General features: G+C 68.6%; 28 protein-coding genes. 9 read left to right on the forward strand and 19 right to left on the reverse strand.

The window, feature by feature from the left end; genetic code table 11:
* Positions 1–69 precede the first annotated feature (69 nt).
* The 5 genes from IE307_RS23395 to gatC form a co-directional block, all read right to left on the reverse strand.
* Positions 70–357 carry a hypothetical protein gene (locus IE307_RS23395; RefSeq protein ID WP_191301070.1) on the reverse strand — a complete coding sequence of 96 codons (288 nt, stop codon included), beginning with the start codon at positions 355–357 and terminating at the stop codon, positions 70–72.
* A gap of 308 nt (positions 358–665) precedes the next feature.
* On the reverse strand, positions 666–2,168 hold the full coding sequence (gatB, locus tag IE307_RS23400; RefSeq protein ID WP_191301072.1) for an Asp-tRNA(Asn)/Glu-tRNA(Gln) amidotransferase subunit GatB: 1,503 nt from the start codon (positions 2,166–2,168) through the stop codon (positions 666–668).
* The gene (locus IE307_RS23405; RefSeq protein WP_229905004.1) at positions 2,165–2,362 is read right to left on the reverse strand and encodes a hypothetical protein; all 198 of its coding nucleotides are present in this window, start codon (positions 2,360–2,362) and stop codon (positions 2,165–2,167) included. The genes gatB and IE307_RS23405 overlap by 4 nt, the downstream gene beginning before the upstream one ends.
* The gene (gene gatA / locus IE307_RS23410) at positions 2,359–3,843 is read right to left on the reverse strand and encodes an Asp-tRNA(Asn)/Glu-tRNA(Gln) amidotransferase subunit GatA (RefSeq protein ID WP_191301074.1); all 1,485 of its coding nucleotides are present in this window, start codon (positions 3,841–3,843) and stop codon (positions 2,359–2,361) included. The genes IE307_RS23405 and gatA overlap by 4 nt, the downstream gene beginning before the upstream one ends.
* Positions 3,840–4,139, reverse strand: coding sequence for an Asp-tRNA(Asn)/Glu-tRNA(Gln) amidotransferase subunit GatC (gatC, locus tag IE307_RS23415; RefSeq protein ID WP_189154510.1), 300 nt, complete (start codon positions 4,137–4,139; stop codon positions 3,840–3,842). The genes gatA and gatC overlap by 4 nt, the downstream gene beginning before the upstream one ends.
* Before the next feature lie 230 nt (positions 4,140–4,369).
* On the opposite strand from gatC, the gene IE307_RS23420 reads away from it, so the two are divergent.
* A complete protein-coding gene (locus IE307_RS23420) occupies positions 4,370–5,023 on the forward strand; it encodes an ACT domain-containing protein (protein ID WP_191301735.1) in 654 nt (217 codons plus the stop codon).
* Here the strand turns inward: IE307_RS23420 and IE307_RS23425 are convergent.
* The gene (locus IE307_RS23425) at positions 5,020–5,703 is read right to left on the reverse strand and encodes a 3-keto-5-aminohexanoate cleavage protein (protein ID WP_191301076.1); all 684 of its coding nucleotides are present in this window, start codon (positions 5,701–5,703) and stop codon (positions 5,020–5,022) included. The genes IE307_RS23420 and IE307_RS23425 overlap by 4 nt on opposite strands.
* A 60-nt stretch (positions 5,704–5,763) precedes the next feature.
* Between IE307_RS23425 and IE307_RS47315 the strand changes: the two genes are divergently transcribed.
* Positions 5,764–5,886 carry a hypothetical protein gene (locus tag IE307_RS47315; RefSeq protein ID WP_268250400.1) on the forward strand — a complete coding sequence of 41 codons (123 nt, stop codon included), beginning with the start codon at positions 5,764–5,766 and terminating at the stop codon, positions 5,884–5,886.
* Here the strand turns inward: IE307_RS47315 and IE307_RS23430 are convergent, their stop codons facing one another.
* Positions 5,887–7,542: a DUF262 domain-containing protein gene (locus IE307_RS23430; RefSeq protein ID WP_191301078.1), complete on the reverse strand. Its 1,656-nt coding sequence runs from the start codon at positions 7,540–7,542 to the stop codon at positions 5,887–5,889. It abuts the gene before it with no gap.
* Between the two features lie 96 nt (positions 7,543–7,638).
* Between IE307_RS23430 and IE307_RS23435 the strand changes: the two genes are divergently transcribed.
* Complete coding sequence (locus IE307_RS23435; protein ID WP_308436393.1) at positions 7,639–7,872, forward strand: hypothetical protein; 234 nt, start codon at positions 7,639–7,641, stop codon at positions 7,870–7,872.
* Here the strand turns inward: IE307_RS23435 and IE307_RS23440 are convergent.
* Complete coding sequence (locus IE307_RS23440) at positions 7,869–8,303, reverse strand: GNAT family N-acetyltransferase (protein ID WP_191301080.1); 435 nt, start codon at positions 8,301–8,303, stop codon at positions 7,869–7,871. The genes IE307_RS23435 and IE307_RS23440 overlap by 4 nt on opposite strands.
* Before the next feature lie 38 nt (positions 8,304–8,341).
* Between IE307_RS23440 and IE307_RS23445 the strand changes: the two genes are divergently transcribed.
* Positions 8,342–8,758, forward strand: coding sequence for an SWIM zinc finger family protein (locus IE307_RS23445; protein ID WP_191301082.1), 417 nt, complete (start codon positions 8,342–8,344; stop codon positions 8,756–8,758).
* Here the strand turns inward: IE307_RS23445 and IE307_RS23450 are convergent.
* The 6 genes from IE307_RS23450 to IE307_RS23475 are packed head-to-tail and all read right to left on the reverse strand — an operon-like array spanning position 8,747 to position 13,710.
* Entirely contained in the window at positions 8,747–9,256 is a 510-nt protein-coding gene (locus IE307_RS23450) for a hypothetical protein (RefSeq protein ID WP_191301085.1), read from the reverse strand. The genes IE307_RS23445 and IE307_RS23450 overlap by 12 nt on opposite strands.
* A 60-nt stretch (positions 9,257–9,316) precedes the next feature.
* The gene (locus tag IE307_RS23455) at positions 9,317–9,817 is read right to left on the reverse strand and encodes a GNAT family N-acetyltransferase (protein ID WP_191301087.1); all 501 of its coding nucleotides are present in this window, start codon (positions 9,815–9,817) and stop codon (positions 9,317–9,319) included.
* A complete protein-coding gene (gene ligA / locus IE307_RS23460; protein ID WP_229905005.1) occupies positions 9,810–11,948 on the reverse strand; it encodes an NAD-dependent DNA ligase LigA in 2,139 nt (712 codons plus the stop codon). Before ligA ends, IE307_RS23455 begins: the two co-directional genes overlap by 8 nt.
* A gap of 33 nt (positions 11,949–11,981) precedes the next feature.
* Positions 11,982–12,635, reverse strand: coding sequence for a hypothetical protein (locus IE307_RS23465; protein ID WP_191301089.1), 654 nt, complete (start codon positions 12,633–12,635; stop codon positions 11,982–11,984).
* A gap of 5 nt (positions 12,636–12,640) precedes the next feature.
* Complete coding sequence (locus tag IE307_RS23470; protein WP_229905006.1) at positions 12,641–13,198, reverse strand: YdeI/OmpD-associated family protein; 558 nt, start codon at positions 13,196–13,198, stop codon at positions 12,641–12,643.
* On the reverse strand, positions 13,195–13,710 hold the full coding sequence (locus IE307_RS23475; RefSeq protein ID WP_191301091.1) for an LppU/SCO3897 family protein: 516 nt from the start codon (positions 13,708–13,710) through the stop codon (positions 13,195–13,197). The genes IE307_RS23470 and IE307_RS23475 overlap by 4 nt, the downstream gene beginning before the upstream one ends.
* Positions 13,711–13,775: 65 nt before the next feature.
* Here IE307_RS23475 and IE307_RS23480 point away from each other — a divergent pair, with 65 nt between their 5' ends.
* Positions 13,776–14,255, forward strand: a complete 480-nt coding sequence (locus tag IE307_RS23480; protein ID WP_191301093.1) for a GNAT family N-acetyltransferase — start codon at positions 13,776–13,778, stop codon at positions 14,253–14,255.
* A gap of 1,405 nt (positions 14,256–15,660) precedes the next feature.
* On the opposite strand, the gene IE307_RS23485 is transcribed toward IE307_RS23480, so the two are convergent.
* Positions 15,661–17,520, reverse strand: coding sequence for a glycoside hydrolase family 9 protein (locus tag IE307_RS23485; RefSeq protein WP_191301095.1), 1,860 nt, complete (start codon positions 17,518–17,520; stop codon positions 15,661–15,663).
* 92 nt (positions 17,521–17,612) lie between these two features.
* Positions 17,613–18,662: a methionine synthase gene (locus IE307_RS23490; RefSeq protein ID WP_191301097.1), complete on the reverse strand. Its 1,050-nt coding sequence runs from the start codon at positions 18,660–18,662 to the stop codon at positions 17,613–17,615.
* A 136-nt stretch (positions 18,663–18,798) separates the two neighbouring features.
* On the opposite strand from IE307_RS23490, the gene IE307_RS23495 reads away from it, so the two are divergent.
* Positions 18,799–20,133: a glycoside hydrolase family 18 protein gene (locus IE307_RS23495; protein WP_191301099.1), complete on the forward strand. Its 1,335-nt coding sequence runs from the start codon at positions 18,799–18,801 to the stop codon at positions 20,131–20,133.
* 302 nt (positions 20,134–20,435) lie between these two features.
* Here the strand turns inward: IE307_RS23495 and IE307_RS23500 are convergent, their stop codons facing one another.
* Positions 20,436–21,611, reverse strand: a complete 1,176-nt coding sequence (locus IE307_RS23500) for an RNA-guided endonuclease InsQ/TnpB family protein (RefSeq protein ID WP_229905008.1) — start codon at positions 21,609–21,611, stop codon at positions 20,436–20,438.
* 33 nt (positions 21,612–21,644) lie between these two features.
* On the opposite strand from IE307_RS23500, the gene paaI reads away from it, so the two are divergent.
* A complete protein-coding gene (paaI, locus tag IE307_RS23505) occupies positions 21,645–22,031 on the forward strand; it encodes a hydroxyphenylacetyl-CoA thioesterase PaaI (RefSeq protein WP_191301102.1) in 387 nt (128 codons plus the stop codon).
* On the opposite strand, the gene IE307_RS23510 is transcribed toward paaI, so the two are convergent.
* Positions 21,970–22,368 carry a hypothetical protein gene (locus tag IE307_RS23510; protein ID WP_191301104.1) on the reverse strand — a complete coding sequence of 133 codons (399 nt, stop codon included), beginning with the start codon at positions 22,366–22,368 and terminating at the stop codon, positions 21,970–21,972. The two genes, paaI and IE307_RS23510, sit on opposite strands and share 62 nt — an antisense overlap.
* 38 nt (positions 22,369–22,406) lie before the next feature.
* Positions 22,407–23,549 (reverse strand): hypothetical protein, encoded by a 1,143-nt coding sequence (locus IE307_RS23515; protein ID WP_191301106.1) that lies wholly within the window; start codon positions 23,547–23,549, stop codon positions 22,407–22,409.
* A 36-nt stretch (positions 23,550–23,585) separates the two neighbouring features.
* On the opposite strand from IE307_RS23515, the gene IE307_RS23520 reads away from it, so the two are divergent.
* Together IE307_RS23520 and IE307_RS23525 are read left to right on the forward strand one after the other, a co-directional pair.
* On the forward strand, positions 23,586–24,089 hold the full coding sequence (locus IE307_RS23520) for a DUF6584 family protein (RefSeq protein WP_191301108.1): 504 nt from the start codon (positions 23,586–23,588) through the stop codon (positions 24,087–24,089).
* Positions 24,086–24,937 (forward strand): serine/threonine dehydratase, encoded by an 852-nt coding sequence (locus IE307_RS23525; protein ID WP_191301110.1) that lies wholly within the window; start codon positions 24,086–24,088, stop codon positions 24,935–24,937. The genes IE307_RS23520 and IE307_RS23525 overlap by 4 nt, the downstream gene beginning before the upstream one ends.
* Positions 24,938–25,055: the final 118 nt, after the last annotated feature.

The raw sequence follows: 25,055 nt of genomic DNA on the forward strand, positions 1-25,055 counted from the left end.
CACATACGCCCGAACGGCGCTGTCCGCCAACCAGGCGCAGAGCCCGGCGGCGGACAGCGCGGAGTGTGACTAGGCGAGTACTTCCTTGGCCACGTTGTCCGGGTGGTTCGGGCAGTTCGCCTCGTGGTGGGCCGGGCCGTCGGTCGTCAGTTCCGCGTTGGACGAGAAGAACTTCGGAGTCTGGCCGCAGCACATCGGCGTGACTTCGGGGTCTTCCTTCTTGTCCGGCCGCGGCACCTCGGTGGGCGGTGCCGGGATCGGGTCCGGCTCGACGACCGGAGTGCCCTCGAGCACGGACTCGGCTTCCTTGACGACCTCGTTCGCCGCGTGGTCCAGGTTCTCGTGTCGGAATGCCATGAGGTTTCCCCCCTCGTTTGGACTATTACTTTCCATCCCCCCAGATGGATTGCCCCGAGAGAGTCGCACACACAGCTACAGGCACGCGTCTCATTTAGCTAACGGCCACTCGTCCGGCCTAAGATCACCAAGTCCGACCTGCACAAACAGGTGACCCATTGTGATTTTTATGTCCAATATGTATCTACGAGCGGTCGGCGCGTACGCGGTTGCACAGGCGCCATGCCCGCCGCGCATTCATCGCAGTCCCAAACGAACGAGAAGGGGCTCATCGGAATGATCTCCGACGAGCCCCTTCGGCGTTGTTGTCAGCTGCAGCGCGCGAGCACGATCTCCCGCACGCGGGCCGCGTCCGCCTGGCCCTTGGTGGCCTTCATGACCGCGCCGACGATGGCGCCGGCCGCCTGGACCTTGCCGTCGCGGATCTTCTGCGCGACGTCCGGCTGGGCCGCGAGGGCCTCGTCGACCGCCTTCTCCAGGGCCGAGTCGTCCGAGACGACCTTGAGGCCGCGCTTCTCCACGACCTCGTCCGGGCCGCCTTCGCCCTCGAGGACGCCGTTGACGGCCTCACGGGCGAGCTTGTTGGTGAGGGCGCCCGTGTTGACGAGCTCGATCACCCGTGCCACCTGGGCGGGGGTGATGGGCAGGTCGGTGAGCTCGACGCCGCGGGTGTTCGCCTGCTGCGCGAGGTAGGACACCCACCAGGGGCGGGCCTCGTCCGGCTTCGCGCCCGCCTCGACGGTCGCGATGATGAGGTCGAGGGCACCCGCGTTGACGAGGTCGCGGAGGACCTCGTCGGTGAGGTTCCAGTCCTTCTGGATGCGCGCGCGGCGCTCCCAGGGGAGTTCGGGGAGCGTCAGGCGCAGCTCCTCGACCCACTCGCGCGACGGCGCGATCGGGACCAGGTCGGGCTCCGGGAAGTAGCGGTAGTCCTCCGCCGTCTCCTTCTTGCGGCCCGGGGAGGTGCTGCCCGAGGACTCGTCGAAGTGACGGGTCTCCTGGGTGACCTCGCCGCCGGACTCCAGCACCGCGGCCTGGCGCGTCATCTCGAAGCGCACGGCGCGTTCGACGCTGCGCAGCGAGTTGACGTTCTTGGTCTCGGTGCGGGTGCCGAGGGCGCCGGTGGTCTTCGGGCTGAGCGACACGTTCGCGTCGCAGCGCAGCGAGCCCTGGTCCATGCGGACGTCGGACACGTCGAGCGCCTTGAGCAGGTCCCTCAGGGCCGTGACGTACGCACGGGCGACCTCGGGGGCGCGCTCCTTGGTGCCGGGGATCATCTTCGTGACGATCTCGATCAGCGGCACGCCGGCGCGGTTGTAGTCGAGCAGCGAGTGCTCGGCGCCGTGGATGCGACCGGTGGCGCCGCCGACGTGCAGCGACTTGCCCGTGTCCTCCTCCATGTGCGCGCGCTCGATCTCGACGCGGATGACCTCGCCGTCGTCCAGCGTCACGTCGAGCCAGCCGTTGAACGCGATCGGCTCGTCGTACTGCGACGTCTGGAAGTTCTTCGGCATGTCCGGGTAGAAGTAGTTCTTCCGGGCGAACCGGCACCACTCGGCGATCTCGCAGTTCAGCGCGAGGCCGATGCGCATCGCGGACTCGATCGCCTTGGCGTTGACGACCGGCAGCGCGCCGGGCAGGCCGAGGCAGATCGGGCAGGTGTTCGTGTTCGGCTCGCCGCCGAAGACGTTGGCGCAGCCGCAGAACATCTTCGTGTTGGTGTGCAGCTCGACGTGCACTTCCAGGCCCAGGACGGGGTCGTACTTCTCGATGACCTCGTCGTAGTCCATCAGCTCAACCAGAGCGGTCATGCCAGCTCGTCCTTCCGCAGAGCGCGCGCGGCCAGCGCCGCACCGGTGACCGCCACCGCGATGCTCGCGATCGCGTTCGCCAGCATCAGCTTGTCGTTCTTCGCACGGGCGTTGCGGAAGCCGGAGAACGCTCCCACCGCACCCGCGACGGCACCGGCCAGGCCGAGGAATCCCCTTGCCCTCTTGATGTTCACAGCGACGGGCCTCCAAACGCTCCACGCGCCGCCTCGTACGCCGCGGCGACTCGGTACATGCGGTGGTCCTGCAGCGCAGGAGCCATGATCTGCAGACCGACCGGCATTCCGTCCTCATCGGACAGACCGCTCGGGACGCTCATGGCCGGGGTGCCCGCGAGGTTCGCGGGGATCGTGCAGAGGTCGGCCTTGTACATGGCCATCGGGTCGTTCGCGCGCTCACCGATCTTGAACGCCGTGGTCGGCGTGGTCGGCGAGATGAGCACGTCGAAGTTCTCGAACGCCTTCGCGAAGTCCTGCGTGATGAGCGTGCGGACCTTCTGGGCCGAGCCGTAGTACGCGTCGTAGTAGCCGGACGACAGCGCGTACGTGCCGATCATGATGCGGCGCTTGACCTCCGGGCCGAAACCAGCCTCGCGGGTCAGCGACATGACCTCCTCGGTGCTTCGCGTGCCGTCGTCGCCGACGCGCAGGCCGTAGCGCATGGCGTCGAACCGGGCGAGGTTCGACGAGCACTCGCTCGGCGCGATCAGGTAGTACGCCGGGAGCGCGTAGTCGAAGCTCGGGCACGACACGTCCGCGATCTCCGCGCCGAGCTCCTTGAGCTGCGACACGGCGGCTTCGAAGCTGCGCGCCACGCCCTGCTGGTAGCCCTCACCGCTGAACTGCGTGACGACACCGATGCGCAGGCCGGACAGGTCGCCGGACAGACCCTCGCGGGCAGCGGCGACGACCGGCGGGACCGGGGCGTTGATGGACGTGGAGTCCATGTGGTCGTAGCCCGCGATGACCTCGTGCAGCAGCGCGGCGTCGAGCACCGTGCGCGCGCACGGACCGGCCTGGTCCAACGAGCTGGAGAACGCCACGAGGCCGTAGCGGCTGACACCGCCGTAGGTGGGCTTCACGCCGACGGTGCCGGTGACGGCGCCGGGCTGGCGGATCGAGCCACCGGTGTCGGTGCCGATCGCGAGCGGGGCCTGGAACGCCGCGAGCGACGCCGACGAGCCGCCGCCGGAGCCGCCGGGGATGCGGTCGAGGTCCCACGGGTTGTGCGTGGGGCCGTACGCCGAGTTCTCGGTCGACGAACCCATGGCGAACTCGTCCATGTTCGTCTTGCCGAGGATGACGACGCCGGCTTCCTTGAGCTTGCGCGTCACCGTGGCGTCGTAGGGCGGCAGCCAGCCTTCGAGGATCTTGGAACCGACCGTGGTCGGCACGCCCTCGGTCGTCATGACGTCCTTGAGCGCCAGCGGCACACCGGCGAGCGGGGAGACCTGCTCACCGGCCTTGACGGCCTCGTCCACCCTGCGGGCCTGCGCGAGCGCGCCCTCGGTGTCGACGTGCAGGAAGGCGTGGACCTTCCCGTCGGTCTCGGCGATGCGGTCCAGGTGGGCCTGCGTGACCTCGACCGACGAGACCTCACCGCTGTGGATCTTCGCGGCGAGTTCGGCCGCGGTGGCGTGGATCAGGTCGTTGGTCATGCTTCCTCACCCAGGATGCGGGGCACGCGGAACCGGCCGTCCTCGGCCTCAGGAGCGCCGGAGAGCGCCTGCTGCTGACCGAGGCTCGGACGGACCACGTCCTCGCGGAAGACGTTGGTCAGCGGAACGGCGTGCGACGTCGGCGGGATGTCGGCCGTGGCGATGTCGCCAACGGAAGCCACCGACTGGAGGATCACGTCGAGCTGGCCGGCGAACAAGTCGAGCTCGTCCTCGGACACAGCCAGCCTGGCGAGCTTCGCCAGGTGCGCGACCTCGTCGCGGGAGATGCTGGGCACTCCTGTCAACCCCCGTAGGGTCGGGATACGAATCGGGAACCCCGTGAGTCTATGGGCTGGTCAGGCGCGCCTTCGAACGGGTTACCGCCACCGCGGTTGACTGGCACGTCAACTTAACCGATCCGCAACGCGGACAGCAGGTCATGCGTTGACGATGCGTCTGCGAGAATCACCGACCGGCAACGGCGCGAGACGCGGGGTCTCTCGCACGAGCTATGGAGGCGTTCACCTTGTCGTTCCTGATCCGGGTCCAGCTCCCGGACCGTCCCGGCACCCTCGGCGCGGTCGCTTCGGCTTTGGGCGAGATCGGGGCGGACATACTCAGCGTCGACGTGGTGGAACGCGGCTCCGGCCTCGCCATCGACGACCTCGTGGTGGAACTCCCCTCCGGTCGCCTGCCCGACACGTTGATCACCGCCGCGGAGTCCATCGAGGGCGTCGAGGTCGACGCCGTGCGCCCCTACGCGGGCATCCTGGACACCCACCGCGAGCTCGAGCTCGTCGAGGAGATCGCCGAGGAGCCCAAGAAGGGCCTCGAGATCTTCACCGAGGGCGTTCCGAAGATCATCCGCGCCGGCTGGGCCATCGTCGTCGGCCCGAACGGCACCGGCATCACCCGCCTGACCGCGTCGTCGGCCGCCCCGGAGACCCGGATGTCGGACGTGCCGTGGTTCCCGCTGGAGCGCGCGACCGTGCTCGACGGCGAGGAGGAGTGGGTGCCGGAGACCTGGCGCGAGCTGGGCACCGAACTGGCCGCGACGCCCCTGGGCAAGCCCGACCGCGTGCTCGTCGTCGGCCGCCCCGGCGGCCCGATGTTCCGCGCGGCCGAGGTGGCCCGCCTGGCGCACCTGGCCGGCATCGTCGCGGTCGTGCTCCCCGACTAGCTGGGAGCCCTCGACCTCTGCCGCCTGCGGGCCGTGGCGACCAGCTCGGCGTTGTTCTTCGCCGTGCGGCCGTCCGGCATCTTCAGCGTGTCCTCGAGGCCCATGCGCACGTGGTGCTCGAGGACCGCGGCGTAGTCGAGAACGGTCCACGCCTCTTCGTCCCGCCCGTGCAGCAGCACCGGCAGGCCGAGCGGCTCCACCTGCGCGAGCAGGCCCTCCGCCGTCTCCCGGGTCGCCACGACGGTGATGCGGCTGACGCCCTGCGGCAGGTTCCCGAGGTCGGCCGGCGCCTCCACGACGAGCTCGACCTCGACGTTGACCCGGTGCAGGGCCTGGGCGAGCTCGCGCCAGCCCGGTTCCGCGACGTGCACGCCGGCGATGTCCGGCCTGCCCGTCGCGAGCGCCGCCCAGCTGGCGATCAGCGGCTCGCGGACGCCGGACACGTTCGTGGACACGCTGATCTCGATGCCCGGCACGGCCGCCCGGACCGTGGCGATCGTCGTGGCCACCTCGGGCCCGACGAGCGTGAGCCCGCCGATGACGTCACGCGGGTGGATGTGCACCGACGTGACGCCGAGCGCGGCGACGTCGGCCGCGTCCTCGGCCAGGCGCTCCGGGGACAACGGCAGGGCCGGGTGCTCCGCGGCTGTGCGGGAGCCGTTCAGACAGGCTTGCAGCACACCTCATACGGTCCCACACAATCCTCCTCACGGCGTTGGTCCAAGGGTTAAGTTGAGGGCATGCGACTGGCCCTGGTGCTCGCCCAAGCCGACGATCTCGCGATCGGCGACCTGGCGCTGGGGCTGGGCGGGTTGATCGCTCTGGTGGCGGTGGTCGTGGTGGCGGTCAAGCGCAAGCGCTGATCACAGGTCCCAGCCCTCGCTGAGCGTGCGCAACAGTTCCTTCTGCCTGGTCTCGAGAATCGCGGGCGTCCATTCGGACTGAGCGACCACCTGGCTGGTCAGCGCGAACGCCGCCACGCCCTTGCCGCTCAGGAAGTACTTGACCTTCTTGGTGCTGAAGTCGTTGTTGCTGACCTGTGCGTTCTTCCACCTGTTGAGCAGCACGAGATTCGCGAGCCGATGAGTCCAGGTGGCGCGTTCCTCAGCCGTGAAGTCGCTCAGCCACACCGAGCCCTCCTTCGGGCTCTGCGGCAGGACGTGTTCGACCGTGATGACCGGGAACTTGTAGACGGCACCAGGATCTCCGGCCAGCATCTCGTCGAGCCTGAGCAGCACGTACCTCCGCGTCTTCTGGACCAGGTAGAGCGCACCGTCGAGCTGCCGCACGGTCTCCGCGCGTTCGTCGGCATCGAGGACGAACGCCGGGGAGTCCAGCCCGTGGCCTGCTGCCAGGTCCCGCAGCAGGTTCGAGTACCTCATCACCCGGGGCGTCGTGTAGATGCGGCGGATGAACATGCTGGCGGCCAGCCGCTCCAACCGGGCGAGGAACCCGTCCAGCCAGACCGGGTCGTGACCGTGGTGACGCACAGCCCACAGCGCGGGCGGCAGCCAGTCGCTGTTGTCGATCTGAGCGAGCCGCCGGAACCACGAGTTGATCTGCTCCGCCTTCGCCGTCGACTCGTACTCGAAGTCGCGAATCTGCTCGTAAGCCTCGGCGTACGGCACCAACACGTCGTCGACGAACTCGGCCTGTCGTCCCGAGAGGTACTGGTTCAGCACCTGCTTCGGGAACTCGGTCATGAGGTCCTGCTTGGCGCGCTCCTTGGCGAAGATCATCCGGATGTACAGGAAGAGGTCGGCGAAGTCGTTCCGGCCGAGCCTCACCTCGGCCTCGTCCCACTTCTTGGCGTACTCGTCGTCGAGCTCGCCGATGACCTTCGACTTGAAGATGTCCGCCGGCGACAGGTCAAGTCCCCTGGCGTTCATCACGCTGAAGATCCGATGAGCGCTCGCCAGGTTCGGGGTGCTGACGACCACCAGGAACGTCTGCGAGCTGATCATCTTGACCAGTCGGTGCCTCGCTTCCTCGCCCAGCCCGACGAGGGCGGCACGCAACGCCTTCGCGTTGTCGCGGATCGCCTTCTGCGCGTCGGTCTTCAGCACTCCGTCGCCGAGCGCGACCAGGTCTCCGACGCGTCCCGGCTCCTGCACGTAAGTGCGGAAGAAGGCTTGGTCCCGTTCCCTGAGCGCGAGCCGCGGCTTCGCCTTGAGACCGAGCAGCTCGTCACCCTGCTCGACGATCATCTTGCCGAGCGAGTCGCGGATGCCCCCTGGTGCGGCGAGGTCGCGGACGATCGCGAGGAGGATCGTGAGCGTCGTGAGCCGCTGCTGGCCGTCGATCACCTCGGAGTCGGCTTTGCCGTCCGCCTTGACGAGGACCATCGACCCGAGGAAGTACGGCTCGTCGCTGTCGACCGCTTCGACCAGGTCCTCGAGCAATTGGTGCGCCTGCTCCGTCCCCCACGCGTAGGGCCGCTGGTAGTCGGGGATCCGGAAGTCGTAATCGCTGCCGAACACCTTGTGCAGAGGCACCTCGTGGGCTTCGAGCTTGTGCATGACCGCCTCATCGGGCGGGTGGTGACCGTCGTTACGTCCTGCGGGATCGCGGATCTGACCCCAGAATCTGCCCTGATCGTCCCACCTTCTGGAGGTATGAAGATCATGGCCGTCACCGTGAACCTCGACATGCTCCTCGACAAGGCTTACGAGAACCTCCCGCTCACCGAGATCCTGGACGCCCCCGTCGACGCGCTGCAGGGCGTGAGCCCCGGCGACGCGGAGAAGCTGAAGGCCGCGTTCAACATCAAGACGGTGCGGGACCTGGGCACCAACAAGTACTTCCGCGCCGCCGTGACGTTGCTCGACCTGGAGACGACGGCTCGTTAGAGCACGATTCGGTAGTGGACGAAGGGCGTCTTCTCCGCGACCTGGTCGTAGAGCCGGCGGGCGGTCTCGTTCTGCTCGGCGGTGTGCCAGTAGACGCGGGCGCAGTTCTGCTGCTTCGCCCAGTTCGTGACCGCCTCGATGAGCGCGCGGCCGACGCCTCGGCCGCGTGCCTCGGGGGTGGTGAAGAGGTCCTGCAGGTAGCAGACGTCCGGGCCGGACGTGCTGGGGTGCTTGAAGAAGTGCGTGATGCCGACGAGGGTGCCGCCGTCGCGGGCGCATAGGGCGTGGATGGAACTGTCCGCCTGGAACGCTTGCCACTTCTCGTCGTAGGTCTCGGCGGGCAACGTGCGTTCGTAGAAGGTGTTGTAGCCCTCGAAGAGCTCCTGCCACCTGGTGCGGTCCGCGGGTTCGAGTGGGCCGATCGCGATCATGTTGATCCTTTCTGCGGTCACCCGGTTGGATGACCCCCGTGTCGACGACCCTCACCACCGAGCTGCTGCTGCACCGCGCGGGCACCAAGTCGTACTGGCGCGGCCTGACCTACCGCGAAGCGGTGCTGTCCCTGCGGGTGCACAGCAGGCACGTGGCCGCGCGGGTGCGGGGTGGTGACGAGGACGCCTACGCCGTCGAGCTGTCGTGGTCGGGGACGCATCTGGTGGGGGCGTGCAGTTGTCCGCACGGGTCCGAGGGGTTCTTCTGCAAGCACTGCGTGGCGGTCGGGCTGGTGCTGCTGGACCGGGGCGAGACGGTGCCGCCGCCCGACGCCGAGGACGTGGAGCTCAAGGACGTGCTGAGATCGCTGCCGCCCGACGTGTTGCGGGACCTGCTGTACGAGCAGGCGGCGGGTGACTCGAAGTTGCGGGCGCGGATCATCTCAGCACTCTGACGGTCGCTGCGTCTCCGGCAGCAGCGCGCAGTGCTTGTAGTGGCCGAGTGCGACGTCCGCGAGTACCCAGCCCTCGCCCGCCCGGTCGAAGGTGAGCAGGTGGGGCAGGCCGTAGCCGGTGGACGGACCCGCGTGCGGCTCGGCGAGGTGCAACTCGGTGTGCTCGTAGAGGCTCGCCACGACGGTCCGGCCGGCCTGGTCGACGTGGAACCGTTCGGAGCGCGTCTCGACCACGGCGGCCCGGTAGCGGGTGCCGGCCGACGCCCTGGCCGCGTCGAGCTTCGCCTCGTGCACCTCCAGCTTCCTGGCCAGCGCCGCGGTGACCGGGACGCCGAAGCCCGGTTCCTGCGGGCCGGTGGTGACCTTCTGAGCCCTGTTCTGCAGGTAGCGCTGGGCGATGCCGAGGATCTGGCTCCGGTCGCCCTCGGCCAGGGCGACCGGAGCGGCCGACGCCCCCAGCGGCGTCACCGCCACGAGCAAGACCGCTGCTGCTCTCACGCGCGAAACCCCCGTTCGCCGGCACCTACCCGATGGACGCGCCGCCGCGAACGGGGTTGCTCAGACCGGCAGCCCGTACGCGTAGGCCCTCAGGTCGATGCCCGGCAGGGGCGACCAGTCGCGCTCCGGCAGCCGGGTGAACCCCAGCCGCTCGTACAACCGGTGCGCCGCCGTCATCTTCTCCGACGACGACAGGACGACGTGGGTCACGCCCGCCTCGCGCGCCCTGTCGAGCACCGCGCGCACCAGGGTCTCGCCGACGCCGCGGCCGCGTGCCTGCTCCGACACCGCCAGCATGCGGAACTCCAGCTCGCCCGGCCGGGAGATCTCCGCATAGGGCGTGCCGGGGTGCACGACCGTCACCGAGCCCAGGACGGTGCCCGACTCGTCCTGGGCGACGATCAGTTCGGCGTCGCGGAAGCGCGAGACCGCGTCGGCCAGCTGGGTCGCGTAGTCGTCGTGGGAGCCCACGATGCCGTCCGCGCGGTACGCCTCGACCGTCACGGAGCCGACCGCGTGCAGGTCGGCCTCCGTCGCCGGGCGGATGATCAGGTCAGCCATCTGCGCCTTCTTCCACTGTGCCTGCCCCTGTACCCGCCTCGTCGACGGGGAGCGCCGCTTCCCTCGCCGCGTCCGGGCCCTGCTCCAGCAGGACGCGGAAGCCCGCCTCGTCGAGGACGGGGACCTTCAGCGAGACGGCCTTGTCGTACTTGGATCCTGGTGAGTCGCCGACCACCACGAAAGCGGTTTTCTTCGACACCGAGCCGGCCGCCTTGCCGCCGCGGGCGAGGATCGACTCCTTCGCCGAGTCGCGCGAGTACTCCGTGAGCGAGCCGGTGACCACGATGGACAGGCCTTCGAGGTTGCGCACGATGGACGCGTCGCGCTCGTCCTCCATGCGCACGCCCGCGGCCCGCCAGCGCTCCACGACGCCTTGGCGCCACTCCGTTTCACGCCACTCGACCACGGCCGTCGCGATCGTCTGGCCCACGCCCTCGGCGCTGGCCAGGGCCTCCTCGGGAGCTTCGAGGATCGCGTCCATCGAGCCGAACTCCTGCGCCAGCGCACGCGCGGCCGTCGGGCCGACGTGGCGGATCGACAGCGCGACCAGCACCCTCCACAGAGGACGGTCCTTCGCCTCCGCCAGGTTGTCGATCAGCTTCAGCGCGTTCGCCGACAGCTCGCCCTTCATCGTCATGAAGCGCTCGACCTGCCGCAACGCGTCCGCGTCGAGGTCGAACAGGTCGGCCTCGTTCGCGTAGACCGTGGACTCGGTGATCGCGGCCGCCGCCTCGTAGCCGAGCACCTCGATGTCGAGCGCTTTGCGGGAGGCCAGGTACGCCAGGCGTTCGCGCAGCTGACCGGGGCACGTCTCCGCATTGGGGCAGCGGATGTCGACGTCACCCTCCTTCATCGGGCGCAGCACCGCGTTGCACTCGGGACACCTCGTCGGCATCTCGAACTCGCGCGCGTCGGCTGGCCGCGCGGCCAGCACCGGCCCGAGCACCTCCGGGATCACGTCGCCCGCCTTGCGGATGACGATCCGGTCGCCGATCAGCACGCCCTTGCGCTTGACCTCCGACCCGTTGTGCAGTGTGGCCCGCGCGACCGTCGAGCCCGCCACCTTCACCGGCTCCATCAGCGCGAACGGCGTCACCCGGCCCGTGCGGCCCACCTGGACCTGGATGTCGAGCAGCGTGGTGGTGGCCTCCTCCGGCGGGTACTTGTACGCGATGGCCCACCTCGGCGCGCGCGACGTCGTGCCCAGGCGCCGTTGCAGCGCCACCTCGTCGACCTTGATCACCAGGCCGTCGATCTCGTGCACCGCGTCGTGCCGGTGCTCACGCCAGTACTCGACCTTCTCGCGCACGGCCGCCGGGTCGGTGAGCACCTCGGTGTGCGGGGACACGGGCAGGCCCCACGACTTCAACGCCTCGTAGGCGAGCGACTGGCGGCCGACGTCGAAGCCCTCGGACCTGCCGATGCCGTGGCAGATCATCCGCAGCCTGCGCGACGCGGTGACCTTCGGGTCCTTCTGCCGCAACGACCCCGCCGCGGTGTTGCGCGGGTTCGCGAACGGCGGTTTGCCCTGCTCGACCAGGGAGGCGTTGAGGGCCAAGAAGTCCTCCACCGCGAAGAAGACCTCACCGCGGACCTCGACCAGCTCCGGCACCGGGTACTCGTCGGAACCCTCGAGCACCACGGGGACGTCCGCGATCGTGCGGACGTTCAGCGTCACGTCCTCGCCCGTGCGGCCGTCGCCGCGGGTCAGCGCGCGCGTGAGCCGCCCCTTCTCGTAGAGCAGGTTGATCGCGAGGCCGTCGATCTTCAGCTCGCACAGGAAGTGCGTGCCGGAGCCGATCTCCTTCCCCACGCGCTCGAACCAGCCCGTCAGCTCGGCCTGGGCGAAGACGTTGTCGAGGCTGAGCATGCGCTCCAGGTGGTCGACCGCCTTGAACTCGGTCGAGAACGTGCCGCCGACCAGCTGCGTCGGCGAGTCGGGCGTGGCGAGGCCGGGGTGGGCGGCCTCCAGCGCCTCGAGCTCCTTGAGCAACGCGTCGAACTCACCATCGGTGACGATCGGGTCGTCCAGCACGTAGTAGCGGAACTGGTGCGAGCGCACCTCTTCCGCGAGCACGGCATGCCGCTCGCGCACCTCTGCGGGGACGTCTTCAAGGCTCTCGCTGGTCACGTCCCACAGCTTAGTGACCAGGTCCGACAGTTTTCAGCCGTCCGAAACCCCGGCGAGCTCCCGCACGAGGGAACGCAGCTCCAGCAGGCTGATCGTGCCCTGCGGTTCGAGCTCCGCGGTCTCCACGCGCCGCAACCGCTCCCCCGCCAGCCGCTCGCCGAGAGTGACGTCCAGAGGCAGGAACGTCATCGTCTGCCGCTGCTGGTCGCTCAGGTCCGAGAGCGCCGGGTGGTAGACCGCGACGTCCACGACGTCCCCGTCGACCTGGGCGACCACGCGGTAGTCGCCGAGCCGCATCCTCACCTTCCCGAGGTTCACGACCACCTCGGTCGGGTCCGGCACGGGCGGCACCGAGTCGTGGAACTCCCACACCATGTCCGACGGCGGCGCGGCGGCGATCCACGCGTCGGTGTACGGGCGCAGCCGCGGGTCCTCCTGGCCGGTGACGACCAGCGCGTACATGGCCATGTGGCCCTGTTCGAGCGAGAACACCAGGTCCGGGTGCAACCCGTTCACCAGGTCCGTGAGCTCGTCCTCGACGCGGTGCGGTTCACCGTCGCCGAGCGCCGCGCTGACCACCGGCACCAGCTCGAACCACCGCTCCCAGAACAGCCGCGCGGCCTCCTCGGCGTTCGGCAGGTGAGCGGGGACGACGTCTTCGGCTTTGCGGCGGCGGAACCACTTCATGATGCTCAAGAGTAGAGCTTTCGCCCCTCCGCCAGCATTTGAACGAACTGAGCGATGCGCTTCTGCCGCGTCTCCGGCCTCTTCGCGTCGTGGATGCGCAACAGCACGGCATACCTGTTCTGACTGTTGAGCGTCTTGAAGAACTCGGCGGCCTTGGGGTTGGCGTCCAACGCTTCGGTGAGGTCGTCCGGCACCTCGATCGTCGCCGGGCCCGCGTAGGCCGCGTCCCAGCGTCCGTCCGCTTTGGCCTTCTCGATCTCTTCGAGCCCCGCCGGCAGCATCTTGCCCGCCGCGATCAGTTCCTCGACCTTGCCGCAGTTGCGCTTGGACCACTTGCTGCGCGGCCTGCGCGGCGTCCAGCGCTGCGAGTAGTAGGTCTCGTCCACCGACCGTGTGAGCCCGTCGATCCACCCGTGGCACAACGCGACGTCCAACGCCTCGCCGTAGGTGATGGTCTTGATCCCCGAACCCTTCTTGGCGTACTTGAGCCACAGCTCGTTCTCAGTCGCGCCGTTCTCGTGCAGCCACGCGTCGAACTCGGCGGGACCTTCGAAGACGATCAACGAACCCTCCTCAGGCAGAGCGTCATCTCCTCATAGGGAACACCGAACTCGGCCGTTTCGGGGCAACTTTCGCCGGCGACGTCGACCACCTGCACGTTCACCCGCGGTGCCGAGCAGTCGAACTTGGACACGACAGACCGTTGCAGGTCCTCGGTGTCGAGCTCGAAGCAGTCGCCCCTGGCCGCGTTCGGCAGCAGGCACAGCGCCGCGTTGTGCCGGGTGTCGCGGAGGACTTTGTAGTCACCGCGCGGACATTCCCCGCTGGTCTCGGTGAGAACGGTGCCGACCTTGAGCGCGGCTTTGCCGCCCTGGCAGTCGATGACCGTCACGCCCTGGTCGTTCTCCCCGGGGCCGGTGAACCTCACGCAACTGCCCTTCTCCACCTTGGAGTAGTCCGTGAGGAAGGCTTGTGTCGTAGGCGAAGGCTCTTCTTCGTCGCTGAACACCCACCACACAGCGAGATAGGCCACCACGGCAAGTGCGCACACCATCACGGTCTGTCTCACGACCACGCTGCGGAGTATGGCGGCGAAAACTGAGTGGCGCGCGGCGACGCGTTTGGCCACAGTGCGGGGTCATGCTGATCCGGCGGGAGACACCCGCAGACATCGACTCCATCCGCGCCGTCACCAACCTGGCGTTCCGCGACGGCCCGGAAGCCCAGCTGATCGACTGGTTGCGGGAGGACGAGGGCTGGATCCCGGAGCTGTCACTGGTGGCCGACGAGGTGATCGGCCACGTCGTGTGCACGCGCGGGTACGTCGGTGACGTGCCGGCTCTCGGACTCGGGCCGATCGCCGTGCACCCATCGCACCAGCGGGCCGGCGTCGGGTCGGCGTTGATGCACGCGGTCCTGGGTGCGGCCGAGGCCAGGGGCGAGACCGCGGTCGTCCTGCTGGGGTCGCCGGTCTACTACCCGCGGTTCGGTTTCCGGCTCGCGTCGGAGTTCGGGATCACACCACCGGAACCCGCTTGGGCGCCGCACTTCCAGGCCCGGTTGTTCGCGGACGTGGCTCCTGGGGCGTTCCGGTATGCGGAGCCGTTCAACCGACTTTGATCACTTCGCCGTCTGCTGTGCGCGTGGACGGTGCCGTCGGGTTGGGCGGAGACCGTGTCGACGCAGCGGGTTTCGGTCAGCGGTTCCCAAGTGGTGGTGAGGCGGTGCGGGCGTCCGCCGATGAGGGTGTGGACGCCGATCGTCCCGTCTGGACGGAGGACTGCTTCCGGGGAGGCTTCCAGGCCTGAGGCGATCTCGCGCCAGGTTGTGGCGGTGGCGGTGGCGGTGGCCATGAGTTTGTCGCCGGAGCGGATGTAGAGGGATGTGGAGCCGTCCGGGTGGAGGATGGCGGATGGTTTGCCGGTGGCGAAGCCGGGCGGGCTCAGCGTCTGCCAGGTTGGGACGGTTTGGCTCGGCGCCTGCTTGCTCGAATCGGCCTGACTCGACACGGCCCGGCTCGGCGCTTGCACACCCGAACTGGCCTGGTTCGGCGCTTGTCGGCTTGAAGCGGCTTGGTTCGGCTCCTGCTCGCTCGACGCGGTTTGGCTCGGCGCCTGCACACCCGAATTGACCTGGCTCGGCGCTCGCCGGCTCGAATCGGCCTGGCTCGACGCCGACCCAGTCGGAATCGATACGGACTGACGGGCCCCCTGGGGGGATCCACCCCCCATCCCAATCATCCCAAGAGGGTCTGACAGTTTCGCGACGCTGCCATCGCCCAAGATCGCGAACACCTCGACCGTCCCATCAGGACGCACCACGGCCTCGGGGTCACCCGCCACCCCCGACGCCACCACCCGCCAGACCTGATCCGCCAGCACCCGGACCTCACCGCGGGCAGTGCGCGCGAACACGAACCGCCCGGCCACCGAAGGCCGCCCCACGAAATCCTGCGACGAACTCAGCCGCACCCCATCGGCCCGCACATCGCCGTCCGCCACCACGTGCACCACACCGCCGACGACCTCCGGCCCGCCCTGCCAGGCCTGCCGCAGCATCGACTCCGCGCGCCCCACAGCCTGGTCGTACCGCTCCGGGCAACAGGACCGCTGCACCGCATCGGCGAGCATTCCCGCCGACAGCGAAGGGCGGTCGACGCGCACCGCGTACTCGAAGAACCGCCTTGCCGCGTAGGACACGTCCATGATCTGCTCCGGCGTCCCCCACCCCATCGAGGGCCGTTGCTGGAACACGCCCAGGGAGTCGCGGTCGCCGCACGAGAGGTTGTTCATGTGCGACTCGACCCATCCGGCCTCGAAGCCGGCGAGCATCACCTTGTCGCTCACGCGCAGAGAAAGACCGACGGCGTGCACGGTCCGGATCACGTCCGGGTCGTGCACGCCGGGGACTCGGCAGGTCACGTCCAGGGGCAATGCGTGTGCCGTACCGGACGTGAGCAGCAGAAAGACCAGCGCGAGCCTGAGCACAAGTCCGAATTGGACACCCAGGCCCGCGCCGGCGCCACTCAGGAGTTCGCGATCAGCGAGAAGCCGAGCACTCCCGTCGCCGTGAAGTCGATGGCCGGCTCGGAGCTCGGCCACGAGCGCAGGTCGTCGGCGAAGACGGACTTCGCGGAGTTGAACTCGAGCGTGTAGGGCTTGGTGCAGGTGACGGAACCCGGCGGCATCTCGCCGAGGTCGCCGAAGAGCGTTGCGTCGTTCGGGCCGTTGATCACGGCGCCCACCAGCACCTTCGAGCCGCCGTTGACGGAACCGGAGAGGTTCGCGGCCTGGTGGTGCGGGCACTCGGGGAACTTCGTGCCGACGCCGACGATCAGCGAGGTGCCCCAGGCGTTGGTGCCGAGGGCGAAGCCGCGCTGCTGCGTGCCGAAGGTCGCGTACTCCTGGGAGCCGGTCAGCTTCTGGTACAGCGCGGCGGTGGTGATGTAGCCGAACGTGCGCGAGCCGACGTCCCAGGTCTCGACGTTGGCGGCGGTGCGGAACGGCGAGGTCTGGGCGGCGTCGGCGCCCTTGCGCAGCTGGCGCTGGATGTCGCCGACGACCTGCTTCTCGGTGACCTCGGCGCCGGGGATGCCCTTCTTGAGCAACGGGGCGAGGTCGGCGTGGCCCAGGGCGGAGATGTTGTAGACGTTCAACGTGTCGGGGTCGCCCGTGGCCAGGAACTCCTTGGCCCAGTGCGTGGCGGCGCGGGCGAACTGGTTGTAGCGCTTGTCGTTCAGCGCCTTCGCGGCCAGCGCGAGCTGGGTGGCGCCGAACTCCATGTCGTCGGTCCACGACTCTTCGGGGTAGTACGCGTGCGGGAACGCCGTCACGAGTTCGCCGACGTCCGTGGTCTTGGCGAGGGAGAAGAGCTGCGCGGCCTTGTCCAGGTACGACCGCGCTAGGCGCGGGTTCTTGCGCGACTCGATCTGCGCGGCCAGCGCGAACGACCCGGCCACCCGGCCGACCAGGTTCGGGCTGATCTTCTCGCCGGCGACGTTCGCGCGGAACACCGGGCGGTGCTTGATGAAGTACTCGCTGTCGCCCGGCTTCACGTCGAGCTTGTCGTCGGCCTCGGGCAGGCGCCACACGTCGTGGTCGCCGACGAAGCCGAACTCCTCGGAGCCGGTACCGATGCCGACCTGCGCGTAGAGCGTGCCGGTCTTCTCGTCGAACGCCTTGTCGAGCCACTTGAGGCCGAACTTCGCCTCGTCGTACAGGGCGTCGTTGTGCTTGTTGCGCAACGCGAGCAGCATCGACGCGGTCGAGTACGAGGAGGCGTGGGTGAACTTCACGAAGTCGCCCGCGTCGAACCAGCCGCCCTCGAGGTCGACCTTCGCGCCGGTGGGCTTGAGCGGCGCCGCGATCTGGTCGCCGCCCTCGCCCGCGAACACCGGCGCCTCGTAGACGAGCGCCTCGCGGTCGGTGAGGTGCGCGGGCTTGCGACCCAGCCTGCCCGGGATCACGTCGGCGCCGTCGCGCTGCGCCTGGAAGAACTCGACGGTGTTGTGCGCGACCGGCGAGAACAGCTTCTTCAGCGAGTCGACCTTGAACGCCGGGGAGGTCGAGCTGCCGACCTTGATCCGGTACGTGCCCGACTTCTTCAGCTGGGAGAAGTCGATCGGGTGCACCGCGGGGAACTTGTCGCTCCACGAACCGGTCGACGCGCCCGTCTTCCCGGTCAGCACGGTGCGCCCGCGGCTGTCCACCACGGTGAACCTGGTGTTCGCGGCGCCTCCGAGCACGTAGGCGTGCTTCTGCTCGGAGGTGCCGAACCCGATCTGGTCCAGCCTGATCTGCCCGGCGGGTGCGGTCTGGGCCTGTGCAGGCGCGACGACCACGCCTGTGAGGACTGCGGCGACGAGGGCCGCACGTCTGATGCGCATGAGGGGAACTCCCGGTCCAGGCCTCGGCGTTCGGCCTTCGGTTAAGAAAGTTTCCTAATAGTTCGCAGCAGACTAGCCGCACATACCGGACATCACCAGCCCTCGGGAGGCTCCGAGAACGCCGAAGACAGGTCGCGGGTCAGCGAGAGCGCGCGCTTGACCCAGGTGGACGACGCGCCCGCCAGCCCGCAGGTCGGAGTCGGCAGTGCCTTCTCCGCGAGGATCGACCGCGGGAACCCGAGGCGGTCGACCAGGGTGAACGCGCGCTGCCCGATGCCCTTCAGCGCCACCGGCGTACCGGGGTCGAGGCTCGGCACGAGGCCCAGCGCCAGCGTCGTGCCCGCCTCCCACGTCTCGCCGATCTCGTCGAGCGCCTCCGCCCCCTTGATCAACGTGGCGTCGAACGCGATGCCCGCCGCGCCGGCCTCCCGCAGCAGCGTCAACGGGGGGTGCGGCGCACAGCAGTGCACGATCACCTCGTGGTCCTTCAACGCCTCGATGACGGTGGCGAGCACCGCACGGGCGTCCGGCTCCGGCACGGCGGGCACGGTGCCGAGCTTCGACGGCGTCGGCAGCAGCCCGCGCAGCACCGCGGGCAGCCCCGGTTCGTCGAGCTGCACGACGACCTTCGCCTTGGTGCGCTTGGCGACCTCGGCCGCGTGCTGCCGGAGCCCCTCGGCGAGCGACTCGGCGAACTCCTTCACCGCACCGGGATCCGTGAGCACCCGATGGCCACGCATCAGCTCGATGTTCGACATCAGCGTCCACGGCCCGGCGGCCTGCACCTTGACCGTCTCCGGGTGCGCGCCCGCGCGTTCCAGCGCCTCGTCGAACGCGTCCAGGTCGCCGCGCAGCAGGTCGACGGCCCGGCGGTGGTCGCGGCCGGGGCGCGGGTTCACGCGGTAGCCGGAGGTGACGACCTCGACGGCGAGGTCGACGAGCAGGCCGGCGGTGCGGCCGATCACGTCCGCGCCGACCCCCCGGCCAGGCAGCTCCGGGACGTGCGGCAGCTCAGGCAGTTCTCCGACGACGACGCGCGCCGCCTCGTCGATGTCGGTTCCGGGCAGCGATCCGATTCCAGTTGCTCCACGCACCCGCCGAATTGTTCCACTGTCCGGCGGACAGAAGAGGTCTAGACCCATTGACGCTGTGGTCTAGGCCACTTACCGTGATTGAGCAGGCGCTGAACGTGTGGGCGCCTCCCTGCACGTGGTGCAGGACCGCGACGCGCCCCGTGGTCCTGCACCACTCCCTTCCTCCCTGCCGAAGGAACACCCGATGGCCCGCTTCGCGCTTTTCGCGGCCGGGGCCGCCACCGCACTGGTGGCCGGACTCGTCGCCGTCGCCCCCTCCGCCTCCGCCGCCGGTGAGTCCGCGGCGTTCAGCCAGGACTCGAACTGGGGCTCCGGCTACCAGGGCAAGTTCACGATCACCGCGGGCACGACCGCGCTGGCCGGCTGGAAGCTCGAGTTCGACCTCGCCGGCGCGACGCTCGGCTCCTTCTGGGACGCCACGGCGACCAGCAGCGGCAACCACCACACGTTCACCCACCGCGAGTACAACGGCAACGTCGCAGCGGGTGCGTCGACCAGCTTCGGCTTCCTGGTGAGCGGCTCCGCGGTGCCGACGAACTGCAAGCTCAACGGCGTTCCGTGCGGCGGCGGTGGCGGCACCACGACCACCACCACTACGACCACGACGACCGGACCGACCACCACCACGACGTCCGATGTGCCGCCCACGCCCGGTAGCGCGCGCGTCGCCCCGTACATCGACATCACGATGCCGTCGCCGTCGCTGATCGACGTGGCCAACGCGACGGGCCAAAAGCACTTCACGCTCGCGTTCGCATTGGGTTCGTCGGCAGGCTGCGATCCCGCGTGGGGCGGCACGGTCCCGTTGAACGACAGCAGGATCGTGAACGACACCAGGGCGCTGAAGGCTCAGGGCGGCAGCGTCATCGTCGCGACCGGCGGCGCCATGGGCCCGTACCTGGAGCACGTCTGCTCGACCGCCGACGCGCTGTACAACGCCTACGTGAAGGTGCTCGACGCCGTGGGCTCCAACAGCATCGACGTGGACGTGGAAGCCACGATCCCGCAGGCCGTCGTCAACACGGCGCTGAAGCGGCTGCAGGACACCCGCGGCACCACCGTCAGCTACACGATGCGCATCCAGGGCCAGGACTACGGCATGGACCCGTACTCGGTGGACGTCATCAAGGACGCGGCCGCGAAGGGCGTCAACGTCCTCGTGAACCCGATGCTGATGAACTTCGGCTACACGGGCAACTGGGGCGACGCGATGGTCAACGCCGCGAACGCCACCCTCGGGCAGATGCGCGCCATCTGGCCGTCGAAGTCCGACGCGCAACTGAAGGCGTTGCTGGGCCTCACGCCGATGATCGGACGCAACGACACCGGCCCGACGACGACCCAGGCCGACGCCCGCAAGGTGCTCGACTACGCCAAGGCCAACCACGTCGGGCGGGTCGCGTTCTGGTCCGCCGGTCGCGACAAGGGCTGCCCCGGCGGCGGAGTTTCGCCCACGTGCAGTGGAATCTCGCAGGCCAACTGGGAATTCACGAACCTGTTCAAGACCTACACGGGCTGATTCACCCCTGCTGAGCGAAGGCCGTTGCGGAAGATTTCCCGCAACGGCCTTCTCTCACTTCATCAACGCGTTCAGCAGGAGCTGCAGCATCCGCAGCCCGGACCCGTACACCCGCCGCAGCAAGAACAACCAGCCATGGTGCCCACCTCCGATGTTGAACGATCATGCATTCGGACAGTAAGGCGACTCGAACGCTGCGTGACACCACCGCCAGGGTGATTACGCTGCCACGATTGGCTTGTCCTCCGCTTGGAAGCGAAGTCTTGCCTGGCTCACGCCAGGCGTTTCCTGCTTCTTCTCCCTCAGGTGGGAAGTTTCGACGGTTGCCTCACCAGCTCGCGCCGGGTCGGTCTGACACCGTCTCCACAGGCTGCAACCGCCAGCCCGGCGGCCAGAACGTTCTTCGCCGCGTTCACGTCTCGGTCATGAACCGCACCACAGAGGCAGGTCCACGTCCGCACCTTCAACGGCAGCTCCTCGACCACCCGCTCGCAAGCCGAGCAGGTCTTCGTGGACGGGAACCACTGATTCACCGCGATCACTTCGCGGCCGTACCATGCAGCCTTATACACCAGCATGCGGCGTAGTTCCGACCACGAGGCGTCAGAGATCGCGCGCGCCAACGAACGATTGCCGAGCATGCCTCGCACGTTCAAATCTTCGACCACGACCGCTTGGTTCTCGCGAGTGAGCCGAGTGCTGAGTTTGTGCAAGAAGTCTCGCCGCCGATCGGCGATGCGAGCGTTCACTCGCGCGACCTTGAGACGGGCTCTCTGCCGGTTGGCCGATCCCTTCGGCTTTCGGTGGAGTGCACGTTGTGCCCTTGCCAGTTGCTCCCGGTGCTTCCTTTCATGCCGTGAGTTGACGATCTTCTCGCCCGTCGAGAGCGTCACCAGCGCACTCAACCCGACATCTAGACCCACAACGGCACTGACCGGCGCGTAGTGATGCACGGTGGTCTCGACCAACATCGACACGAACCAGCGTCCAGCACTGTCGCGGCTCACGGTGATGGTGGACGGTTCGGAGCCGTCGGGAAGCGGCCGGGACCACACGATGGCCAGCGGTTCGGTCATCTTGGCCAGCGAAAGCCGGCCCTCACGCCATCGGAACGCCGATCTCGTGTATTCCGCTGAGGCACGAGACCTCTTGCGCGACTTGAAGCGCGGATGACGTGCGCGGTTGGCGAAAAAGTTCCCGAAAGCACTGTGCAGGTGCCGCAACGTCTGTTGCAACGGAACACTGGACACGTCACGAAGGAACCCGAGCTCTTCGGTCTTCTTCCAAGCGGTGAGCATCGACGACGTATCGCTGAAGGTGACACGCCGCCGCTCACCGTTCCATGCGGTGACGCGGGCAGCCAAGGCCATGTTGTAGACCAGGCGAACACAGGCGAACGTGCGGGACAGCTCCGCCGCTTGCCCTTCGGTCGGGTAGAAACGGTATTTGAACGCCCGCTTCACCGTCGTCTTGGTCACAGCTCGCATTGTCTCAAACCCGCGGAGTGATGAATGAATGGTCCTGCTGAGATGCTGGCCGCCGACAAGGCCTCGACCGGCCTCGGCATAGCGCCGATCGAGCTGCGCGACGGTTACGCGCTGCTGCGGATGACAGTCGCGGAGAACATGATCAACGGTCACGGCATCGCGCACGGCGGTTTCGTGTTCCTGCTCGCGGACACGGCGTTCGCCTGCGCCTGCAACAGGGCCGGGTCCGTCACCGTCGCCGCCACGGCCGAGATCGACTTCATCAAACCCGTCAACGAGGGTGACGAGCTGGTGGCGGAGGCGGTGGAACGGACCCGGTTCGGCCGCAGCGGGATCTACGACATCACGGTCAGGCGTGGGACCGAGGTCGTGGCCGAGTTCCGAGGCCGCTCGCGGACGCTGCGGACCTGAGACCGACGGCCTGCAGCACCGCGAACCCGAGCACGGCGAGTCCCTGAGCCAGCACCAGCACGACACCGGTGCCGGTCAACGGGAACCACTCCAGCGTCGCGGTGAGAACGCTGTCGGCTGCCCACACCGCGTTGCCGATGATGACGAGGAGAACGATTCGGCGGTCCGGAACGGCGCGGGTTCCCAGGAAGAAGACGCCGGCGCCGTAAAGGACGCAGAAAGAGCCGAGTCCGATCTGCCAGCCGGCCGGAATCCCGACTTCCGGGCGGATCAGCAGGGTCAGCAGACCGAGTGCGAACGAAGCGACACCGTCGAGTTTCAAGGCGAATTTCAACATGGCCCGACGATCGCCCGCTCAACGCTGCCAAAGCCACGTCAAGCGCTGCCAACTCCTGCCATCAGGTCTACCGCGACCAGGCGCGCGGCGGCGTTCTGCCAGTTGTGGAGCGTGCGCTCGGGCACCTGTGTCACGAACCACTGCAGCGCGCGGCGGTCTTCGGCGTCGAGGTCCTCGCGCTTGGTCCGCACCGAATACGGCCGGATTCCCTTGACGTAGTAGAAGTAGACGGCGTTGTAGTAACGCCATTCGTCGCTTGTCCCGAATTCACCGTCGGCGGGCTTGAGGCGTTGAATGCTCGACAGCAGCATGCTCTTCAACTGGGCCGCGCGATCGAGCGGCGGACCGTCGTCGGTCAGGGCGATCAGAGGACTCGCGACGAGCTTTCCGAGATCGCCGTAATGGCTCAACGCCTTGCGGGTGAGCCGGGCGAACTCCGCCTCGTCCTCGGTGACCAGGGGGCGCCTCTTGGGCAACGCTTCGGCGGCCTCGCGCAGTTCGGCGCGTTCGGCCGCGACGGTGGGCACGGCGAGACGGTCGACCACGGACGCGAGGGGATTTGCGAGCACCTGGACCGCGATGGCCGCCGCCACCGTCGTGAACGCGAGGAGGTCGGGGCCTCCGAAAAAGACCACCTGCGACCCGAACAGCACCGCCGTGAAGCCCGCGATCACCAGCGACCGCAGCATGTCCGCGCGGATCGCCTCGCCCTCCTCGACGGCGTCCGTCACGGCGACCAGGGCGCCGAACACGACGAGGTCGAGACCGATCATCGGCAGCGTCAACGACTCGGGCAGGAGTCGGAGCAGGAAGGCGCCGGCAGAGAGGCCGAACATCACCCCGACGAGTGAAAAGTAAGCGCGTTTCCTTATGGCCAGGACCGTTGCGGCACCCAAAGGGAGCAGCACGAGCCACGGCAACCAGAACGACGCGACGAAGAACACCGCCGCTCCGCCGACCCACCACCTGATCAGCTCCGGCCGGGCGAGCAGCAGGATCGCACCCGTCCAGGCGAGCGCCGGCACCCCGACGACCACGGGATGGGGCACGACGACCGCCACCGAATAGCCGATCATCCCCGCGCCCGCCCACCACAGCAGCGGCTTGCGGGGGTCGCGGGCGAGCAGGTAGAGCCCCAGCCACCAGGCGAGGCCGCAGACCAGCAGCGATAGGCCGAACACGGGTCAAAGCTAGCCCCACCTGCAAAACTGGTTCCCATGCCGGTAGAGCTGACGCTCCACAAAGCGGCCGAGGAGTTGCGCCGTGGCGACCTCGCCAGCGTGCTTCGCGCACGTCAGCGCGTCGCCGGACTCGTGGGCACCTACCCGCACCGGCTCGACCTCCGTGAACGCCTGGCCGAGGTCTACCGGCTGCTCGGCCAGCCGGCACAGGCGGGCCGCTGGACCTACCTCTCCGACGAGCGCGATCCCGGCGAGCTCGAGGCGTTCGAACACGCCTACCGCCGCGCGGACGCCCGCCTGGTCGCGCTCTCCTGGCAGGGCCGCGTCGACGAGGCGCCGACCGAGACCGCGCGCACGCGCCTCGCCTCGTTGCACCAGGACGCCCAGCTCGAACTGCAGCGCGAGCTCGACGCGACCCCGCACGAGGAGACGTCCTGGGGCGCCTGCCTGATCGTGATGGCCGGCGGCACGTTCGTGCTGGTGTGTTTCCTGCTGGGCATCGTGACTCTGGTGCAGTTCTTGTGGAAGCTGTTCTCATGAGAACGCTGTCGCAGTACGTCCGCCGCACCCCGGTCATGCGCGTCACGGTGGACGGGCGCCCGCTCGTGCTCAAGCTCGAGCACCTGCAGCTCACCGGCTCCTTCAAGATCCGCGGGGCCGTCAACACCCTGCTGTCGCTGAACGCCTCCGAGGTCGTCACCGCGTCCGGCGGCAACCACGGCATCGCCGTCGCCCAGGCCGCCCAGCTCCTCGGCGCGCACGCCACCGTGTTCGTGCCGGTGACCGCGCCCGAGACCAAGACCAGGCGCATCGAAGCGTTGGGCGCCAAGCTGATCCGCCACGGCACGACCTACTCCGAGGCCGCCGAAGCCGCCCGTGAGCTCGACCTGCCCTACATCGAGGCCTACAACGCGCTGCCGGTCATCGAGGGCCAGTCCACGGTGACCCGGGAGATCGTCGAAGACGCGCCGGAGGTCGACACGATCTTCGTCGCGACCGGCGGTGGCGGACTGGTCGCGGGCGCCGCGCTGGCGTCCGGCGGACGTCACGTCGTCGCCGTGGAACCCGAGAACTGCTGCGCGGTGCACAACGCCCTGGAAGCCGGCGAACCCGTCGACTCCGTGGTGAACTCCGTGGCGGCGGACGGCCTGGGCGCCACTCGCGCGGGCACGCTGGTGCTGGAAATCCTGCAGCAGCACAACGTTTCCTCGCTGCTGGTGCCGGACGCGGAGATCCTCTCGGCGCGCGACCGCCTGTGGGAGGAGTTCCGGATCGCCGTCGAACCGGCGGGCGCGACGGCGTTCGCGGCGTTCCTCAGGGGCGGCGTGACGACTGAGCTGCCCTGCGTGCTCCTGTGCGGAGCGAACTCGGAGTGGCGTCCCAGCTAGACCGGCGGAACCGGCGCGCGCCCAGACGGCGCAACGGCGACACCACCCACACGGGCATCTCGTCGCGACGGGCCTGACCGCTCAGCTTCCGGCGGTCCGCAGGGCTGACGAAGCACCG

The sequence above is a fragment of the Lentzea cavernae genome, from assembly GCF_014653695.1.
GTDB classification, from domain to species: Bacteria; Actinomycetota; Actinomycetes; order Mycobacteriales; family Pseudonocardiaceae; genus Lentzea; species Lentzea cavernae.

What these genes read in the sequence shown, in the direction of transcription:
- IE307_RS23430 (WP_191301078.1), bottom strand. Translation starts at nt 7,542, where the DNA reads ATGCACAAGCTCGAAGCCCACGAGGTGCCTCTGCACAAGGTGTTCGGC.
- IE307_RS23440 (WP_191301080.1), bottom strand. Translation starts at nt 8,303, where the DNA reads ATGATCGCGATCGGCCCACTCGAACCCGCGGACCGCACCAGGTGGCAG.
- IE307_RS23465 (WP_191301089.1), bottom strand. Translation starts at nt 12,635, where the DNA reads ATGAAGTGGTTCCGCCGCCGCAAAGCCGAAGACGTCGTCCCCGCTCAC.
- IE307_RS47315 (WP_268250400.1), top strand. Translation starts at nt 5,764, where the DNA reads ATGCGACTGGCCCTGGTGCTCGCCCAAGCCGACGATCTCGCGATCGGC.
- IE307_RS23490 (WP_191301097.1), bottom strand. Translation starts at nt 18,662, where the DNA reads ATGGGTCTAGACCTCTTCTGTCCGCCGGACAGTGGAACAATTCGGCGG.
- IE307_RS23485 (WP_191301095.1), bottom strand. Translation starts at nt 17,520, where the DNA reads ATGCGCATCAGACGTGCGGCCCTCGTCGCCGCAGTCCTCACAGGCGTG.
- gatB (WP_191301072.1), bottom strand. Translation starts at nt 2,168, where the DNA reads ATGACCGCTCTGGTTGAGCTGATGGACTACGACGAGGTCATCGAGAAG.
- IE307_RS23480 (WP_191301093.1), top strand. Translation starts at nt 13,776, where the DNA reads ATGCTGATCCGGCGGGAGACACCCGCAGACATCGACTCCATCCGCGCC.
- IE307_RS23495 (WP_191301099.1), top strand. Translation starts at nt 18,799, where the DNA reads ATGGCCCGCTTCGCGCTTTTCGCGGCCGGGGCCGCCACCGCACTGGTG.
- IE307_RS23455 (WP_191301087.1), bottom strand. Translation starts at nt 9,817, where the DNA reads ATGGCTGACCTGATCATCCGCCCGGCGACGGAGGCCGACCTGCACGCG.
- IE307_RS23525 (WP_191301110.1), top strand. Translation starts at nt 24,086, where the DNA reads ATGAGAACGCTGTCGCAGTACGTCCGCCGCACCCCGGTCATGCGCGTC.
- gatA (WP_191301074.1), bottom strand. Translation starts at nt 3,843, where the DNA reads ATGACCAACGACCTGATCCACGCCACCGCGGCCGAACTCGCCGCGAAG.
- paaI (WP_191301102.1), top strand. Translation starts at nt 21,645, where the DNA reads ATGAATGGTCCTGCTGAGATGCTGGCCGCCGACAAGGCCTCGACCGGC.
- IE307_RS23510 (WP_191301104.1), bottom strand. Translation starts at nt 22,368, where the DNA reads ATGTTGAAATTCGCCTTGAAACTCGACGGTGTCGCTTCGTTCGCACTC.
- IE307_RS23520 (WP_191301108.1), top strand. Translation starts at nt 23,586, where the DNA reads ATGCCGGTAGAGCTGACGCTCCACAAAGCGGCCGAGGAGTTGCGCCGT.
- IE307_RS23435 (WP_308436393.1), top strand. Translation starts at nt 7,639, where the DNA reads ATGAAGATCATGGCCGTCACCGTGAACCTCGACATGCTCCTCGACAAG.
- IE307_RS23395 (WP_191301070.1), bottom strand. Translation starts at nt 357, where the DNA reads ATGGCATTCCGACACGAGAACCTGGACCACGCGGCGAACGAGGTCGTC.